Raw genomic sequence first — 18,466 nt, forward strand, 5'->3', positions numbered from 1 at the left:
TCTTATAATTTTATACTCCACAAATATATTTATAAAGCTGTTAATTTCTTGCAAAAATATAAAAAGATTGTATCTTTGCACTGGCAAGTCCTACACGACCAGCTCCTGCAGACTCCTCCAGGATGGGAACATAGCAAAGGTATGTGGTTGTAGCGGTGCGATGTAGGTCGCTTGCCATTTTTTTATTCCGAACTTGATTCGGAATTTTTTATTTATATTTGATTCTAAATTTAAATTTTCCTTTGATGAAATTATCTTGGCAACTTGTTCAACTAAATTTAAAGGAAACATTTTCAATTGCTTACGGAAATTATTCTTTTAGAGAAGCATTGATTATTTCATTGTACCAAAACAATTTTTCAGGTTATGGCGAATGTACCGCTATCGATTATTATCAAATAAATCTAGCCGATTTTGTTCAAAAATTAGAATTGATTCAAACCCAAATTGAAAATCAAAAAATCATTCATCCTACTGAATTTTATGTTTTTCTTCTAAAATTAGAATTGCCAAGTTTTTTACGTTCTGCTCTAGATTGCGCTTATTGGGATTTATTCGGAAAATTAGAAAACAAAAGTTTTTTAGAATTAAATTTAATTGAAATAAAAAATCTTCCAGAATCTTCCATAACGATAAGTGTTGCACCAATTGAAGAGCAAATTAAAAAAATAAAAACTTCTTCATGGAATAAATTCAAAGTAAAATGCAATGGTTTCAATCAAAATGAAATTCTATCTTTACTCGAATTGGACTATCAAATTGCTTTAGATTCTAATGGAAGCTTTAAAAAAGAAGATTGTAGTTGGCTTGAAAATCAAGAAATAGTTTCAAATTTTTTATATTTGGAACAACCAATGCAAAAAAGTTCAGATAATTATCATTCCTTGCACGCTGATTTAAACGCTAATTGGATGGCAGACGAAGATTGTCAAGACGAAACGAGTTTGGAAAAATTGAAACCACATTATAAAAGTATCAATATCAAACTTGTAAAGTGTGGTGGTTTGACTCCAGCTTTGCAAATGATTACCAAAGCCAAAAGTCTTGATTACAAAATAATGATTGGATGCATGACAGAATCAACCATTGGAATTTCGGCAGGAGCAGTTTTAGCGCCATTATGTGATTTTACCGATTTAGACGGCGCGAATTTAGTAGCTAATGAAATTGCAAACGGAACAAAAATTGTAAACGGAAAAATTCAATTATCAGAAAAACCAGGATTAGGGATAAATATAAATTAAAGAGGATGAGATTGCTTCGTTCCTCGCAATGACAAAATGGAAAAAGTTGTACTTATAACAGGCGGTTCATCAGGAATAGGAAAATCTATTGGAGAATTTTTGCACAGCAAAGGTTTTATAGTGTATGGAACAAGTCGTAATCCTGAAAAAATAGACAATTCAGTATTTCCGCTATTGGCTTTAGATGTTAGGAATGTTGAAAGTATTCAAAATGCAGTTGCAGCAATAATTTCAAAATCGGGTAGAGTAGATGTAGTGATTAACAATGCTGGTGTTGGAATAACGGGTCCAATTGAAGAAATTCCAACAGAAGAAATCAAAAATAATTTTGAAACCAATCTTTTTGGACCAATTGAAGTTATGAAAGCTGTTTTGCCACAAATGCGTTCTCAAAAATCGGGTTTAATTATCAATATAACTTCAATTGCAGGTTATATGGGTTTGCCCTATCGCGGAATTTATTCAGCATCCAAAGGCGCTTTAGAACTAATTACCGAAGCTATTCGTATGGAAGTCAAAGGTTTTGGAATAAAAATTACCAATGTTGCACCAGGCGATTTTGCAACCAATATTGCGGCAGGTCGTTATCATGCGCCAGTTATCAAAGGTTCAGCTTACGAAGTTCCTTATGGTAATACGCTCAAAATGATGGATAAACACGTAGATAGTGGTAGCAATCCATATGAAATGGCAGAAGCAATTTATAAGATTATCCAAAATCCAAATCCGAATGTTCACTATATAATTGGCGTTTTCATGCAAAAGTTTTCAATTGTTTTAAAAAGAATTTTGCCTGATAAAGTATATGAAAAAATGTTGATGAATCATTATAAGCTTTAACAATTGCAAAATTTAACTTCAATGACAATGTAAATTCAGATATTTTATTTTTGCAATTGATTTTCTAATTGTCATTGCCATTGAATTTTGAATTCGTAATTTTGCACTTTATATAAAAAACACAACTAAATAAATATTATGAAATTTTTTATTGACACAGCCAACTTAAACGACATTAAAGAAGCACAATCACTTGGAATTCTTGATGGTGTAACAACCAATCCTTCGTTGATGGCAAAAGAAGGAATTACTGGAAAAAACAACATTTTAAAGCACTACGTTGACATTTGTAACATTGTTGATGGCGAAGTTAGTGCCGAAGTAAATGCTGTTGACTACAACGGAATGATTAAAGAAGGTGAAGAATTAGCCGATTTGCATCCTCAAATTGTAGTTAAACTTCCAATGACAAAAGAAGGTGTAAAAACATGTAAATACTTCACCGATAAAGGAATTAAAACTAATGTAACGTTAGTTTTTTCTGCTGGTCAAGCATTATTGGCTGCAAAAGCTGGTGCAACTTTTGTTTCTCCCTTTATTGGTAGATTAGACGATGTTTCAACAGATGGTTTGAATTTGATTCAAGAAATCAGAGAAATTTATGACAACTATGGTTATGAAACGCAAATACTTGCCGCTTCTGTTCGTCACACAATGCACATTGTAAATTGTGCCAAAATTGGAGCTGATGTTATGACTGGACCACTTTCGGCAATTTTAGGTTTATTAAAACATCCATTAACAGATATCGGTTTAGCTCAGTTTATAGCTGATTTTGAAAAAGGTAACAAATAAAAATACAAGTTACGAAATACAAAATACAAGGAATAAAAAAGCGATTTTCATTTTTGAAAATCGCTTTTTTAGTTTATGCTCAAAACTTCCAACCTTGTATTTCGTACCTCGTACCTATTTTAATTCTTCTTCAAATTTTACATCAAAAATGTTGGTAAAGGCATTTTTTATCAAACCTTTTTTGTCTAAAATTATAGTACGATGCACTTTGGTTATAGCCCATTTTTCTTTTAAATCTTCAAAATCGGTACATCTATATTCTGAAATTCCGTTGAATTTGTATTTTGCCAGTGTTTTTGTCCAAACATCTTGATCTTTGTCAAGATTTACAGCAACAAATTGATAATTAGGATATTTTTGTCTTAAAGAAAGTAACTTTTTATGTGTCGCTTCCAAATGTGAAGATAATTTTTGTGTCCAAAAGAAAATAACAGTTTCCTTAGTCGAAATTTTATCACTCGAAAACATTTTGCCATTTGTATCAATAATATTTACAATTGGAAGTTCAAATTTTGGACGTAATAACTGAATGGCATTTCCAATTTTTAATATTTCATTCTTATGACTTTTATCGGATGAAAGTTTATAATATTTATCAATAAAAATGTTGTTATTCACCACATTTTGATCTTCTAATAAATATTGAAAGGCAATATTATTTAGAATTTTATTTTTTACTTTTTCATTTTTAATTAGCGTATCAACAATGTTTAGTTTGTTGATATTGGTTTTTAATTCTTTATCAACTTCTGTTAAATGATTGTGGTACAGTATTGTAGATTTATTGTTTAACATATAGGAAACATACATTATAAACGGCGCATAATCAGAAAATTGACTTTCATTAAAATTTATTTCCTTTCTAAAATCGTAATAATTTTGGGGTATTTTTTCGTAAACATCTTTTCCAGTTCTTACTCTATAAACTTTTGGATAAAGTTCTTTTTTGGTATAATAGCTAAAGTCTAGCGCTGCTTTTGCAAACTTATCAAAATCTTCACTCCATTTAATTTCTTCTTTTTTGCTTTCGTAAAATCTAGTATTTGCTTTTTGAGTAGAATCTATTTTTGAATTGAATTTATCAAAATCATACTCAAAAAGGGAAAACATATTGTTTTTATCGGCTTCATTTTTCAAATATAATTCCATTAAGAAATTATTTTTTTGATCTCCACGACCACAAAAAGCTAGTGAATTATCAAAATCTTTCGCATCAATATGAACCATCAAACTATCATTTTTATCAAAATAAATATATTGATATTCAGGTTCATTTTTAAAACTATATAAACCTGGAGCAAGAGAATCAAAAGAAAAGAAAAAACGGTTTTTTTCATCAAGCTTTACGCTGTCAATTACTTCAGAATCTTTTAAAAAAAGGATGTATTGACTTGTTGGATTTGTAATTTCACCTCCAAAATAGGCTTGAAAATCCTTTGTGTCGGTTGTTTTTTTGCAAGAAAAAAACGTTGAACACATCGAAATTGTTGTAATTACAATAAAATTTAATTTAATAAAACAGTTCATTTTTGATAGCATCTTAAAACAAATATATTCAGTTGAAGTGATTATTTTTGTTAAGGCATCGTTAAAGTTATATTTTATGCATTACAACAGGTGTAAAATATTCATTACTAGTGATATAGTTAATTACAAAAGTTGCTACTAAACCAATAATTAGTTTTAAACCTATTTTTTCTTGCTTTCAACAAATAAAAAAATTATACCAAATAACGAAAACTACAACATTAATCATTTTTACTATGATTCCTTTAGAAACCAAAAAGTCAATCAAATTATTTATTCCAATTATTTTTCAATTTTAATAAGAGACAAGTTAAGTTACATTTATCGGTTACATCAACTATCGAAAAATTGCAATATAATCAAGTTTATTTTCTATTCTTTTATATAAGTTCATTTCAAAACAAACAATTCCAATTTAGCAAGAAATATCTTTTTTGCATTTGTAGATTATTTATATTTACAAACCCTAACGACTATTTATTAGTCACTATTAACTAATTACAAAAAAATATAATGAGTTACTATACAATAGACAATTTAGAGCATTATTTTAAAATGTATAAAAAATCGGTTCGTGAACCAAGAAAATTTTGGGATAGAGTAGCCGATGAAAATTTTACGTGGTACCAAAAATGGGAAAAAGTAATGGAATTTGATATGCAAGAAGCTAAATTCAAGTGGTTTGTTGATGCAAAAGTGAACATTACTAAAAACTGTATCGACAGACATTTGGCTAAAAAAGGCGAAAAAACTGCAATCATTTTCGAACCAAACAATTCAAGTGAAGAAGCGCAACATATTTCGTATAACGATTTGCATGCAAGAGTTTCCAAAATGGCTAATGTTATTCGTGAACAAGGCGTTAAAAAAGGAGATAGAGTTTGTATTTATCTTCCAATGATTCCTGAATTGGCTATTTCTGTTTTGGCTTGTGCTCGAATTGGTGCTATCCATTCTGTAGTTTTTGCAGGCTTTTCTTCTTCGGCTGTTTCGGCTCGTATCAATGATTCTGAATGTAAAATGGTCATTACTTCTGATGGAAGTTACCGCGGAAATAAAGTCATTGACCTTAAAGGAATTGTAGATGAAGCTTTAGAAAAATCGCCTTGTATTGAAAAAGTTTTGGTCGTAAAAAGAACCAATTCGAAAGTAACCATGAAAGAAGGTCGTGACCAATGGTTGCAACCATTAATGGATGCTGCTATTCCAAATTGTGTAGCTGAAATTATGGATGCAGAAGACCCTTTATTCATTCTTTATACTTCTGGTTCAACCGGAAAACCTAAAGGAATGGTTCATACTACGGCTGGTTATATGGTTCAAACTGCCTATTCTTTTAAAAATGTATTCAATTATAAAGAAAATGATATTTATTGGTGTACTGCCGATATTGGTTGGATAACGGGACACTCTTATATTCTTTATGGACCACTTTTAAATGGTGCTACAACTTTAATTTTTGAAGGCATTCCATCGTATCCAGATTTTAGTCGTTTTTGGGAAGTAATAGAAAAACACCAAGTAAATCAATTTTATACTGCTCCAACCGCTATTCGATCTTTGGCAAAAGAAAGTTTAGATTTTGTACAACGTTTTCCGTTAAGCTCACTTAAAGTTATTGGTTCAGTTGGTGAGCCAATTAACGAAGAAGCTTGGCACTGGTACAATGATCACGTAGGAGGAAAGCGTTGTCCGCTGGTTGACACATGGTGGCAAACAGAAACAGGTAGTATAATGATTTCGCCAATTCCTTTTGTAACACCAACAAAGCCAACCTATGCATCGCTACCATTACCGGGAATTCAACCGGTTTTAATGGACGAATTGCGCAACGAAATTGAAGGAAACCAAGTAACAGGAAGTTTGTGTATCAAATTCCCATGGCCATCAATGGCTCGAACGATTTGGGGCGACCATCAACGTTATAAAGAAACTTATTTCACCGCTTTTCCCGGTAAATATTTTACAGGTGACGGTGCTTTGCGTGATGAAGTAGGTTACTACAGAATTACAGGTAGAGTAGATGATGTAATTATTGTTTCTGGGCACAATTTAGGAACGGCGCCAATAGAAGATGCTATCAACGAACACCCAGCTGTAGCAGAAAGTGCTATTGTTGGTTTCCCACATGATATTAAAGGAAATGCACTTTACGGATTTGTTATCTTGAAAGAAAGAGGACTAGGGCGTGATAGAGATAATCTTACAAGAGAGATTAACCAACAAATTTCTGATCAAATTGGTCCAATTGCCAAATTAGATAAAATTCAGTTTGTATCTGGTTTACCTAAAACACGTTCTGGAAAAATTATGCGTAGAATATTAAGAAAAATTGCGGAAGGTGACTTCTCTAACTTTGGAGATATTTCAACCTTATTAAATCCTGAGATTGTTGAAGAAATCAAAGACGGAAAACTTTAGTTTATTTTATTTGCATATCCGTAATCGTTAGATTTTTTTGATCTACTTCTATCTATAAATTCTTTAGAAGTAGCGCTGCCATAACTTTATAACCTTCAAGATTAGGATGAACGCCGTCTTCTCCGTATTTTTTCAGCAAGCCTTTTTCGTTGTCAACCATGGCGTTGTAATAATCTACATAGCTTATTTTGTTGGTTTTGGCGAAATTTTTAAGTCGTAAATTCAATTCAATCACTTTGTCGGCTGGTTTCAGTTTTGGATTCCAGTAAAAATTATTGGCTGGTAAAACCGAACATAAAATGACTTTGATTTTGTTTACCATAGCCAATTCAACCATCGCAATGATATTTTTCATGATTTGGTCAATAGTAATTGGACCTGTATTTTCGGCAATATCATTGATTCCAGCTAATATTACAACGGTTTCAGCTTTCAAATTGATTACATCTTGTCTAAATCGTAAAAGAATTTGTGAGGTTGTTTGCCCAGAAATTCCTCTGTTGATATAAGGGTTTTCAGTAAAAAAAACGGCGTCATTCACTTTCCAAAATTCGGTTATAGAATCGCCCATAAAAACTACACTTTTGTTGGTAGCTTTTAGACTTTTATTTTCAGATGCGTATTTGGTTAAATTAGCCCAATCTTTGTTCATATTTTTTTGACTAAAAACGAATAATGAGAGTAAATCAAAGCTCTATAAAAATCGTTTTATTTTATATAGTATTAAAAACAAAAATAACTTTTTTTAATTGGATTGGTTGGTAAGTAGTATAAAAAAACAGAAAAATGATTTTGATAAAAAATATAACTAATTATAAATCAGTAACTAACAAATTAGTTTATATTGTATTTAAAACCTACCTTTGCACCCAATTTTAAAATACAATATGAATAAATTTGAACAATTAGGTCTGAATGAGTCGTTACTGCTGGCGATCAAAGATCTAGGATTTGAGAATCCGTCAGAAGTGCAAGAAAAAGCCATTCCAGTCTTATTGGAACAAGAAACAGACTTAGTAGCTTTAGCACAAACAGGTACAGGGAAAACGGCAGCTTTTGGTTTTCCACTGATTCAAAAAATTGATGCTGAAGACAGAAGTACACAAGCGTTAATTTTATCACCAACGCGTGAGCTATGCTTACAAATCACCAACGAGATTAAACTTTACTCAAAATATGTAAAAGGATTACATACAGTGGCAGTTTATGGTGGTGCAAGCATTACAGAACAAGCCCGAGAAATTAAACGTGGAGCCCAAATTATTGTGGCAACTCCAGGTAGAATGCAAGACATGATTAATCGTGGTCTTGTAAACATTAAAAACATCAATTATTGTATTCTTGACGAAGCCGATGAGATGTTGAACATGGGTTTTTATGAAGACATCGTATCGATTTTATCAGATACTCCAGATGAAAAAAACACTTGGTTATTCTCGGCAACAATGCCTGCAGAAGTAGCCAGAATTGCAAAAAAATTCATGGTTTCGCCAGCAGAAATAACTGTTGGAACTAAAAACTCTGGTTCAGCTACCGTTTCACACGAATTTTATTGTGTAAACGCAAGAGATCGTTATGAAGCGTTAAAACGTTTAGCAGATGCTAATCCAGATATTTTCTCAGTAGTTTTTTGTAGAACAAAACGTGATACTCAAGCAGTTGCTGAAAAATTAATTGAAGATGGGTATAGCGCAGCAGCTTTGCACGGAGATTTATCTCAAGCGCAACGTGATGGTGTAATGAAATCTTTCAGAGGTCGTCAAATTCAAATGTTGGTTGCTACTGACGTTGCAGCTCGTGGAATTGACGTTGATAATATAACGCACGTTGTAAACTATCAATTGCCTGATGAAATAGAAACCTATAACCATCGTTCAGGCCGAACTGGTCGTGCTGGTAAATTAGGTACTTCTATCGTAATTATCACCAAAAGTGAGTTACGTAAAATTTCATCTATCGAAAGAATTATTCAACAAAAATTTGAAGAGAAAACAATTCCTTCTGGAATGGAAATCTGTGAAATTCAATTGTTGCACTTAGCTAACAAAATCAAAGATACTGAAGTTGACCACGAAATAGACAACTATCTTCCTGCCATCAACGAGGTTTTAGATGGTTTAACTAAAGAAGAGTTAATTAAAAAAATGGTTTCTGTTGAGTTTAATCGATTCATTAATTACTACAAAAAGAAACGTGATTTATCAGGTGAAAAGGGTGGTGAAAGAAGCGAAAGAAGTTCTGAACCAAGAGAAATTAGAGCAGGCGATCCTGTTAGATATTTCGTAAATATTGGTTCAAGAGACGATTTTGATTGGATGCAATTGAAAGATTTCTTAAAAGAAACATTAGACTTAGGTCGTGATGATGTATTTAAAGTAGATGTAAAAGAAGGTTTCTCTTTCTTTAACACTGATGGAGAACATACTGACAAAGTAATGGAAATCTTAAATGGTTTTGATTTAAACGGAAGAAGAATAAACGTTGAAATTTCTAAAAATGATGGTGGCGGAAGACGAGACCATAATGGTAGAAATAGTGGCGGAGAAAGACGTGGCGGTTTTGGTGGCGAAAGAAGAAGTTCTGCACCAAGAAGTGGCGGTTTCGGACCAAGAAAAGAAGGAGGATTCTCTGATAGAGCTCCAAGAGATGGCGGTTTTAAAAGTGCAGCTCCAAGAAGAGAACCAGGTGGTTTTGAAAGAGGCGAAAGACCTGCAAGAAGATTTGATTCTTCAAGAACAGAAGGAAGTTCAGAAAGAGCTCCAAGACGTTCGGAAGGTTTTGGTGATGCATCTAGACCAAGAAGACCAAGAAAAAGCTAATTCATTTAGTTAATTTTCTTATAAAAAATTAAAGACTACAATTTTATCTTATTTGTTTTATTACTTTTATCGTTTTAAAACCCAAATATGAGATATTTTGTAGTCTTTTTTTTAGTTGCACTTGCTAACACCGTTGGAGCGCAAGAAGCCACAACTACTCAATCAATTTCTGGAACAATTGTGAATGAATTCACTTTTATACCAGTATCCAATGTAAATATTATTAACTTGAATAAAGCAAAAGCAACTGTATCCGATTCAAAAGGATATTTTGAGTTGATCGCTTCTGTAAATGATACTCTACATTTATCCATGGTTGGTTTTCAATCAATAAAAATGCGTATTACCAATGACTGGGTTAAAAATAAAACGACCACAATAAAGTTAACCGAAAAGGCCATTGCACTTGAAGAAGTAATTATCCAACCCTACATGTTAACTGGTTATCTTGAAATTGACACCAAATTAATTCCTTCAAGAGAAAATTACCGTTATAGTATTTCTGGATTAGAGCAAGGTTATGAGGCTGGAGAATATTCTCCTAGTGCTTTTGGAAAAATTATGGGTTCTCTATTCAATCCTGCGGACATGTTGTATAATTTTTTTGGAAAAAAACCTAAAGAGTTAAAAAGACTTAAGGAAATGAAGAAAGACCCTTCAGTTAGAGCAATGTTAGAAAATAAGTTTGATAGAGAAACATTATCAATGATACTTGGAGTTAATAAAGACGAAATACCAGAATTATTACAACGATGTAATTATTCAGAAGCTTTCGCAAAATCAGCAAATGATTTACAAATTCTTGAAGCCATCACACAATGCCACGAAGAATATAAGGTTTTGAAGAAAAAATAGTTATTTTTTTTCAGAATAATACCGCTCCTCAATTCGCTCAATATCTTTGATGGTGTTTTTAGCCCAAAGCAATCTTTTTTCAAGAATTTCTTCTTCGGATAATTGCCAATTAATTCCTGAAAGTCGTAATCTGTTAGTTATATCTTGAATGATAATAGCTGCCGAAACCGAAATATTCAAGCTTTCTGTAAAACCAACCATTGGAATTTTCAAATAACCATCGGCTTGGTCAATAATTTCTTGAGAAAGTCCATCTCTTTCAGTACCAAAAAACAAAGCACTTCTTTTAGATATATCAAATTCATGAATTAAGCATGAATCATTATGTGGAGTTGTAGCAATGATTTGATAACCTTTTCCTTTTAGAGTATCAATGCAATCTTGAACGGAATTAAATCGGTTAACATCGACCCATTTTTGAGCACCCATTGCAATTTCTTTATCAATTCGTTTACCAAATTTTTCTTCAATTACATTTAGTTCTTGAATCCCAAAAACTTCGCAACTTCGCATTACAGCACTAGTATTATGCAGTTGAAAAACATCTTCAATGGCAATTGTAAAATGGTTGGTACGATTTTTTAAAACTTCTAAAAAACGTTCTTTTCTTTTTTCGGTAAGTATATTTTCTAAAAAGGCTAAATAGTCTAAATCGATCATTCTAATTTTTTTTGCAAAAATAGTAAAACAAGATTTAATAAAAAGAATCGTTATTTTTTACAACAAATTCAGTAATTTTAGCATTCAATTTTTACAAATGAAAAAGAAGTTAATTGTTTTAACAGGTGCAGGAATTTCGGCAGAAAGTGGCATCAAAACCTTCAGAGATGCCGACGGACTTTGGGAAGGTCATGACGTAATGGAAGTTGCTTCACCCGAAGGTTGGTTAAAGAATAAAGAATTGGTTTTAGATTTTTACAATCAAAGACGAAGACAATTGCAAACGGTTGAACCCAATATAGGTCACAAAACATTAGCCAAATTAGAATCTGATTTTGATGTGCATATCATCACTCAAAATGTCGATGATTTGCATGAAAAAGCAGGCAGTTCAAAAGTGTTGCATCTTCATGGCGAATTACTAAAAGTGAGAAGCACCAAAAACGAAAACTATATTTTAGATTGGAATTTAGATTTGAACATTGGTGATGTTGACCCAAACGGTAACCAACTAAGGCCTCACATTGTTTGGTTTGGTGAAGCCGTTCCAGCACTTGAGCAAGCAATCGAAATTACACAACAAGCTGATTATTTTGTAATTATTGGAACTTCTATGCAAGTCTATCCTGCAGCTGGTTTATTGCATTATACCAATAAAAATGTGCCCATATTTTATATCGATCCAAAACCTACCACTATTTATGATTTAGCAAATTTGTTAGAAATAATTCCGATGAATGCAACCGAAGGTGTTCCTTTTTTACAAGAAAAATTAGTGAGTTATCTTTAAAAAAAATCAACTAATCACTAATCACTAATTACTAATCACTAAATTTGCACTTTCAAAAAACACACAACAACATGCAACTAACAGAATTAAACGCTATTTCTCCTATTGACGGACGATACAGAAGCAAAACCGTTTCGCTTTCTCCTTTCTTTTCAGAAGAAGCATTAATAAAATATAGGGTTTTAGTAGAAGTAGAATATTTCATTGCTTTATGTGAAGCCAATTTGCCACAACTTTCAGGTGTAAACAAATCCGTTTTTGAAGATTTGCGTAAAATTTATACCAATTTTTCAACCGAAGATGCACTTTGGATAAAAGAAACTGAAAAAACTACCAATCACGATGTAAAAGCGGTTGAATATTTCATCAAAAGCAAATTCGACGGCTTGGGTTTAGAGAAATATAAAGAGTTCATTCACTTTGGATTAACTTCTCAAGATATTAATAATACCGCGATTCCTTTATCAACAAAAGAAGCTTTTGAAAAAGTGTATTTACCAAGTTTAATTTCGGTCATTGCCAAATTAAAAGAACTTGCAATAGAGTGGAAGGATGTTCCAATGTTAGCCAGAACGCATGGTCAACCAGCTTCACCAACTCGTTTGGGGAAAGAAATTTTAGTATTTGTAGAACGTTTAGAAGAGCAATTACGATTGTTATTCAATATTCCGTTTGCTGCAAAATTTGGTGGTGCAACTGGAAATTATAACGCGCACCATGTAGCTTATCCAACAACCGATTGGAAACAATTTGGAACTGATTTTGTTGAAAACGTATTAGGTTTACAGCATTCTTTTCCAACCACACAAATAGAACATTACGACCATTTTGCAGCTTTTTTCGATGCTTTGAAAAGAATAAATACTATTCTAATCGATTTAGATAGAGATGTTTGGGCGTATGTTTCAATGGATTACTTTAAGCAAAAAATAAAAGCAGGAGAAATTGGCTCGTCAGCCATGCCACATAAAGTAAATCCAATAGATTTTGAAAATTCAGAAGGAAATTTAGGAATTGCCAATGCGATTTTTGAACATCTTTCTGCTAAATTACCTGTTTCAAGATTACAACGTGATTTAACCGACAGCACGGTTTTAAGAAACATTGGAGTTCCTATAGGACACACTTTAATAGCTTTTGAAGCAACTATAAAAGGGTTAAACAAATTAGTTTTGAACGAAGTTAAATTTGCAGAAGATTTAGAAAAAAATTGGGCAGTCGTAGCCGAAGCCATTCAAACAATTTTGCGTCGTGAAGGTTATCCAAATCCTTATGAAGCTTTAAAAGACTTGACAAGAACCAATGCCGTTATCAATAAAGAAGCCATTCATAATTTCATACAAACCCTAAAAGTTTCTGATGAAATTAAAGTAGAGTTGATGCAGATTAGTCCTAGTAATTATTTGGGGGTATTAATATAAATATTGTTATAATTTCTTTAAATCTGCTTTAGTCATTTTGATTGAAGCAGATTTTTTGTTATTTTAGTAAAAATTAAATTTATGTCTATCTTTTTAGCAGCATCAGCCGTTCATTTACCTGATTTGATAAGTGATTTAGGTTTAATCCTAATTACTGCTGCTATTGCTGTTTTATTGTTTAAAATGCTTAAACAACCTTTAGTTTTGGGTTATTTGGTAGCGGGTTTTTTAGCTGGTTCAGAGTTTGACTTTTTTCCAACGGTTCAAGATGTCAATAGTGTAAAAGTTTGGGCGGAGATTGGAGTCATTTTTCTTTTATTCAGTTTAGGTTTAGAATTTAGTTTCAAGAAATTAATGAAAGTAGGAGGAACGGCATCCATAACTGCATTGACGCAAATAATTACCATGGTTAGCATTGGCTTTTTTGTAGGTCAGATGTTGGGTTGGAATAAAATGAATAGTATTTTTCTAGGTGTAATTCTCTCTATTTCATCTACTACCATTATTTTAAAAACTTTTGATGAGTTAGGCGTCAAATCTCAAAAGTTTGCTGGCAACGTAATTGGTTCTTTAATTGTTCAGGATATTATTGCCATTTTGATGATGGTTTTGCTTTCTACAATTGCAGTAAGTCAACAATTTTCTGGTATGGAACTGGTTTTTTCTGTTTTAAAACTGGTATTCTTTTTGACCATTTGGTTTGTAGTTGGCATCTTTTTTATTCCAACATTATTGCAAAAAGCCAAACATTTATTGACTGACGAAATGATGTTGATAATTTCATTAGCACTTTGCTTATTGATGGTTATTTTTGCTGCAAATGTTGGTTTTTCGCCAGCACTTGGAGCTTTTATTATGGGTTCAATAATAGCCGAAACAACACAAGCCGAACACATTGAGCATTTAGTAAAACCTGTAAAAGATTTGTTTGGAGCTGTTTTCTTTGTTTCTGTTGGAATGCTGATAAATCCTGATACACTAGTAGAATACGCACTACCTGTCGCTATTTTGACATTGGTAGTTATTTTTGGACAGTCAATCAGTTCAACAATTGGTTCGTTACTATCTGGACAACCTTTAAAACAATCCATTCAAGCGGGAATGAGTTTGTCACAAATAGGTGAGTTTTCATTTATTATTGCCACATTAGGATCAACTTTAAAAGTAACAAGTGATTTTCTATATCCAATAGTGGTTGCTGTATCTGCAATTACAACATTTACAACACCTTTTATGGTAAAATATGCGGTACCTTTTTCTGATTTTTTAGAGAAAAAATTGCCAAAACGTTGGGTAAAACGAATAAAATTGTATAGTTCAAATACTGAAGAAATTAAGTCCGAAAGTAATTGGAGAATTGTTTTAAGAAGCTATCTGACACAAGTCATCATTCACTCGATTATAATTATTGCAATAATTTTACTTTCTTCTAATTACTTACTACCATTAGTAAAAGATTCAAAATCGGGAAATATAATCGCGGCACTTATTACAATTATAATTTTATCTCCATTTTTATGGGCGTTGTCTCTTAGAAGAGTAGCAGTTAAGCAAGTTCAAATATTGATAGAAGAAAAAAAACACCAAGGACCAATAATTATGCTAGTTTTTTTTAGAATAGCACTTACCTTATTTTATATTGGATTTGTTTTGAATACATTTTTTTCTGCAGGAATTGCTTTTATTGCTTTTTTAGTTGCTGTTTCTGCTTATATAGTATTTCCTAAAAAACTTCATGCTATTTATCAAAAAATTGAAACACATTTTATGTCAAATCTTAATAACAGAGAAATAAAGAAAGAAAATAAAAGACAAAGTACACTTTCGCCTTGGGACGGACATATGACAGAGTTTGAAATTGCACGCGAATCAAATTTGGCAGGCAAAACACTTCAAGAACTAGCTATTAGAGAACAATTTGGAATTAATATTGCTTCGATAAAAAGAGGTGATATAATGATTAATATTCCAACACGAACTGAGCGTATATTCCCTGGTGATGAAATTAGTATTATTGGAACAGATGATCAGGTTAAAGATTTTAAAGTTTTTTTAGATAAAAATGAAATTGATATTCCGGAAATTGTTGATGAAACTAATATTATTTTGCAAAAAATCGAATTAAAAAATAGAGTTTGCATAGGAAAAACAATTAGAGAGTCAGGCATTAGAGAAAATACACATGGAATTATAGTAGGTGTGGAACGTAACGGAAAGCGTATTCTTAATCCTGAATCACATTTAACTCTTCAAGAAAGTGATGTTTTATGGATTGCTGGAGAAAAGAAAAAAATAGCTGAATTTTTGATGAAATAAAAAATCCGTTTTGTGATGCAAAACGGATTTTAAGTAAACATTTTTATTAAGTATTAACTAGTTGGTTTTTCAGCTTTTGAAATTTTGACTGTTAATTCTTCAGCGCCATCTTCAATATCCATGAAGATTTGGTCACCAACAACAATTTTGGAAGTAATGATTTCTTCGGCAAGTGCATCTTCAACATATTTTTGAATGGCTCTTTTTAGTGGGCGAGCACCAAATTGTTTGTCAAAACCTTTATCTGCAATAAATGCTTTTGCATTGTCTGATAAAGATAGGTGATAGCCTAAATCTTTTACACGAGCATACAATTTTTTCAATTCAATTTCGATAATCAAATTGATATCTTCTTTTTCTAAGGCATTGAAAACAATAACATCGTCAATTCTATTTAAAAACTCTGGTGCAAATGTTTTTTTCAAAGCATTTTCGATAATACTTTTTGAATTATCTTCAGCATTTGCAACTCGTGCAGCTGTTCCAAATCCAACGCCTTGTCCAAAATCTTTCAGTTGACGCGCACCAACATTTGAAGTCATGATTATGATTGTGTTTTTAAAATCGATTTTGCGACCCAAACTATCAGTTAAATAACCATCATCTAAAACTTGCAACATCATATTAAAAACATCTGGATGCGCTTTTTCGATTTCATCTAAAAGTACCACACAATAAGGTTTTCTTCTAACTTTTTCGGTTAATTGCCCACCCTCTTCATAGCCAACATATCCTGGAGGTGCGCCAATTAAACGAGAAATAGCAAATTTCTCCATGTATTCACTCATGTCAATACGGATTAACGCATCTTCAGAATCGAATAATTCTTTAGCTAATACTTTTGCCAATTGTGTTTTACCAACACCTGTTTGCCCCAAGAAAATAAAGGAACCAATTGGACGATTTGGGTCTTTTAATCCTGCACGATTACGTTGTATAGAACGAGCAATTTTTAACACAGCTTCTTTTTGACCAATTACTTTATTTTCAATAAGTTCAGGAAGTTTTGCTAATTTATTACTTTCAGTTTGTGCAATACGATTAACAGGAATTCCAGTCATCATAGAAACAACATCCGCAACGTTATCTTCCGTAACTTGAATTCTATTATTTTTAGAATCTTCTTCCCATTGTTCTTGTGCAATAGCAAGGTCTTTTTCTAATTTTTTCTCATCATCACGAAGTTTAGCAGCTTCTTCATATTTCTGTCTTTTTACCACCGAATTTTTTAGCTCACGAACTTCTTCCAATTGACGTTCTAAATCCAAAATTTGTTTAGGAACATCAATATTTGTAATGTGTACACGAGAACCTGCTTCGTCTAAAGCATCAATAGCTTTGTCTGGTAAAAAGCGTTCAGACATATATCTATCAGTCAATTTTACGCAGGCTTCGATAGCTTCATCGGTATAAGTTACATTGTGATGGTCTTCGTATTTGTTTTTAATATTATTTAAAATTGTAATTGTTTCTTCAACCGAAGTAGGCTCTACAATTACTTTTTGGAAACGTCTTTCTAAAGCTCCATCTTTTTCAATATATTGACGATATTCATCTAATGTTGTGGCACCAATACATTGTATTTCGCCACGAGCTAACGCAGGTTTAAACATGTTAGACGCATCTAAAGAACCAGTGGCGCCACCAGCACCAACAATTGTATGGATTTCATCAATAAAAAGAATGATATCGTCGTTTTTCTCCAACTCATTCATTACAGCTTTCATGCGTTCTTCAAACTGTCCACGGTATTTTGTACCAGCAACTAAACTTGCTAAATCAAGTGTAACAACTCTTTTTCCAAAAAGAATTCTAGAAACTTTCTTTTGTATAATTCGCAATGCCAAACCTTCAGCAATTGCTGATTTTCCAACTCCAGGTTCACCTATAAGCAATGGATTATTTTTCTTTCTTCTACTTAAGATTTGAGAAACTCTTTCAATTTCTTTTTCACGACCAACAACAGGGTCGAGTTTGCCTTCTTCTGCCATTTCTGTCAAATCACGACCAAAGTTATCTAGAACTGGTGTTTTAGATTTTTTATTTGATTTATTAGCTGGGTTGTTAAAACTATCGCCTTTTAAACTGTCATCTTGACCTGAATCTTCATTATAAGATTCATTTCTTGGCAAGTTTTCTATAAAATTATTTTCACTTGGTGTCATATTCAAATATTGTTCTTTAGCCAAATCGTAATCGATTTTTAATTTATTCAAAAGCTTTGTGGTAGGATCGTTTTCATTTCTTAGAATACACAACAGTAAATGCGCCGTACTAATAGAAGTGCTTTGAAAGACTTTTGCTTCCAAGAAAGTTGTCTTTAATGCTCTTTCTGCTTGTCGTGTTAAGTGAAGATTTTTTTTATCATTGTTTACCAATACATTTGGATTGGCTGGACTTAAAACTTCAACTTTTCTTCTCAAATGGTCTAAATCTACTGCCAAATTGTTCAAAATAGAAATAGCTTTTCCATTTCCATCTCTCAAAATCCCGAGCATTAAATGTTCAGTTCCAATAAAATCGTGTCCTAATCTTAGGGCTTCTTCTTTACTGTAAGTTATTACATCCTTGACTCTTGGTGAAAAATTATCATCCATTTTTATCTTTATTTTCTAATGTAAATTTATTGATTTTATATGAGAATTGCAAAAACTATTCCTCACCAAACTCTTGTCAGCTAATTGACAAAAAAATATTTAAAAATAAAAGCTAAGTATCAATTAACTTATTAACTGAATTTGGATGTAATATTGTTAATAAATTGAGTAAAATTATGTT

The 18,466-nt window shown here is 32.1% G+C and carries 13 protein-coding genes and 1 other RNA gene; 10 read left to right on the forward strand and 4 right to left on the reverse strand.

The window, feature by feature from the left end; genetic code table 11:
* The first annotated feature begins 81 nt into the window (after nt 1–81).
* The 4 genes from ffs to fsa all read left to right on the forward strand — a co-directional run bounded on the left by ffs (nt 82) and on the right by fsa (nt 2,879).
* Nucleotides 82–180, forward strand: an RNA gene (gene ffs / locus ACIQ66_RS04730) — signal recognition particle sRNA small type.
* 65 nt (nt 181–245) lie between these two features.
* Nucleotides 246–1,244, forward strand: coding sequence for an enolase C-terminal domain-like protein (locus tag ACIQ66_RS04735; protein WP_396211657.1), 999 nt, complete (start codon nt 246–248; stop codon nt 1,242–1,244).
* A gap of 36 nt (nt 1,245–1,280) precedes the next feature.
* Nucleotides 1,281–2,084 carry an SDR family oxidoreductase gene (locus tag ACIQ66_RS04740; protein WP_396211658.1) on the forward strand — a complete coding sequence of 268 codons (804 nt, stop codon included), beginning with the start codon at nt 1,281–1,283 and terminating at the stop codon, nt 2,082–2,084.
* A gap of 138 nt (nt 2,085–2,222) precedes the next feature.
* The gene (fsa, locus tag ACIQ66_RS04745; RefSeq protein ID WP_396211659.1) at nt 2,223–2,879 is read left to right on the forward strand and encodes a fructose-6-phosphate aldolase; all 657 of its coding nucleotides are present in this window, start codon (nt 2,223–2,225) and stop codon (nt 2,877–2,879) included.
* Nucleotides 2,880–2,993: 114 nt separating this feature from the next.
* Here the strand turns inward: fsa and ACIQ66_RS04750 are convergent, their stop codons facing one another.
* Complete coding sequence (locus tag ACIQ66_RS04750) at nt 2,994–4,406, reverse strand: TlpA family protein disulfide reductase (RefSeq protein WP_396211660.1); 1,413 nt, start codon at nt 4,404–4,406, stop codon at nt 2,994–2,996.
* Nucleotides 4,407–4,919: 513 nt separating this feature from the next.
* Between ACIQ66_RS04750 and acs the strand changes: the two genes are divergently transcribed.
* Nucleotides 4,920–6,827: an acetate--CoA ligase gene (gene acs / locus ACIQ66_RS04755; protein ID WP_396211661.1), complete on the forward strand. Its 1,908-nt coding sequence runs from the start codon at nt 4,920–4,922 to the stop codon at nt 6,825–6,827.
* A 52-nt stretch (nt 6,828–6,879) separates the two neighbouring features.
* Here the strand turns inward: acs and ACIQ66_RS04760 are convergent, their stop codons facing one another.
* Entirely contained in the window at nt 6,880–7,479 is a 600-nt protein-coding gene (locus tag ACIQ66_RS04760; protein WP_396211662.1) for a GDSL-type esterase/lipase family protein, read from the reverse strand.
* A gap of 235 nt (nt 7,480–7,714) precedes the next feature.
* Here ACIQ66_RS04760 and ACIQ66_RS04765 point away from each other — a divergent pair, with 235 nt between their 5' ends.
* Complete coding sequence (locus ACIQ66_RS04765) at nt 7,715–9,646, forward strand: DEAD/DEAH box helicase (protein ID WP_396211663.1); 1,932 nt, start codon at nt 7,715–7,717, stop codon at nt 9,644–9,646.
* 87 nt (nt 9,647–9,733) lie between these two features.
* Nucleotides 9,734–10,501, forward strand: coding sequence for a carboxypeptidase-like regulatory domain-containing protein (locus ACIQ66_RS04770; protein ID WP_396211664.1), 768 nt, complete (start codon nt 9,734–9,736; stop codon nt 10,499–10,501).
* Here ACIQ66_RS04770 and ACIQ66_RS04775 read toward each other — a convergent pair whose 3' ends face one another.
* Nucleotides 10,502–11,161 (reverse strand): TrmH family RNA methyltransferase, encoded by a 660-nt coding sequence (locus ACIQ66_RS04775; protein WP_396211665.1) that lies wholly within the window; start codon nt 11,159–11,161, stop codon nt 10,502–10,504.
* Nucleotides 11,162–11,258: 97 nt separating this feature from the next.
* On the opposite strand from ACIQ66_RS04775, the gene ACIQ66_RS04780 reads away from it, so the two are divergent.
* From ACIQ66_RS04780 to ACIQ66_RS04790, 3 genes are all read left to right on the forward strand, one after another.
* Complete coding sequence (locus ACIQ66_RS04780; protein WP_396211666.1) at nt 11,259–11,951, forward strand: SIR2 family NAD-dependent protein deacylase; 693 nt, start codon at nt 11,259–11,261, stop codon at nt 11,949–11,951.
* Nucleotides 11,952–12,022: 71 nt separating this feature from the next.
* Nucleotides 12,023–13,372: an adenylosuccinate lyase gene (gene purB / locus ACIQ66_RS04785; RefSeq protein WP_396211667.1), complete on the forward strand. Its 1,350-nt coding sequence runs from the start codon at nt 12,023–12,025 to the stop codon at nt 13,370–13,372.
* Between the two features lie 81 nt (nt 13,373–13,453).
* Nucleotides 13,454–15,688, forward strand: coding sequence for a cation:proton antiporter (locus tag ACIQ66_RS04790; protein WP_396211668.1), 2,235 nt, complete (start codon nt 13,454–13,456; stop codon nt 15,686–15,688).
* Nucleotides 15,689–15,741: 53 nt separating this feature from the next.
* Here ACIQ66_RS04790 and ACIQ66_RS04795 read toward each other — a convergent pair whose 3' ends face one another.
* A complete protein-coding gene (locus ACIQ66_RS04795) occupies nt 15,742–18,285 on the reverse strand; it encodes an ATP-dependent Clp protease ATP-binding subunit (RefSeq protein ID WP_396211669.1) in 2,544 nt (847 codons plus the stop codon).
* Between the last annotated feature and the right edge of the window lie 181 nt (nt 18,286–18,466).

Source organism: Flavobacterium sp., assembly GCF_044377315.1.
Lineage (GTDB): Bacteria > Bacteroidota > Bacteroidia > Flavobacteriales > Flavobacteriaceae > Flavobacterium.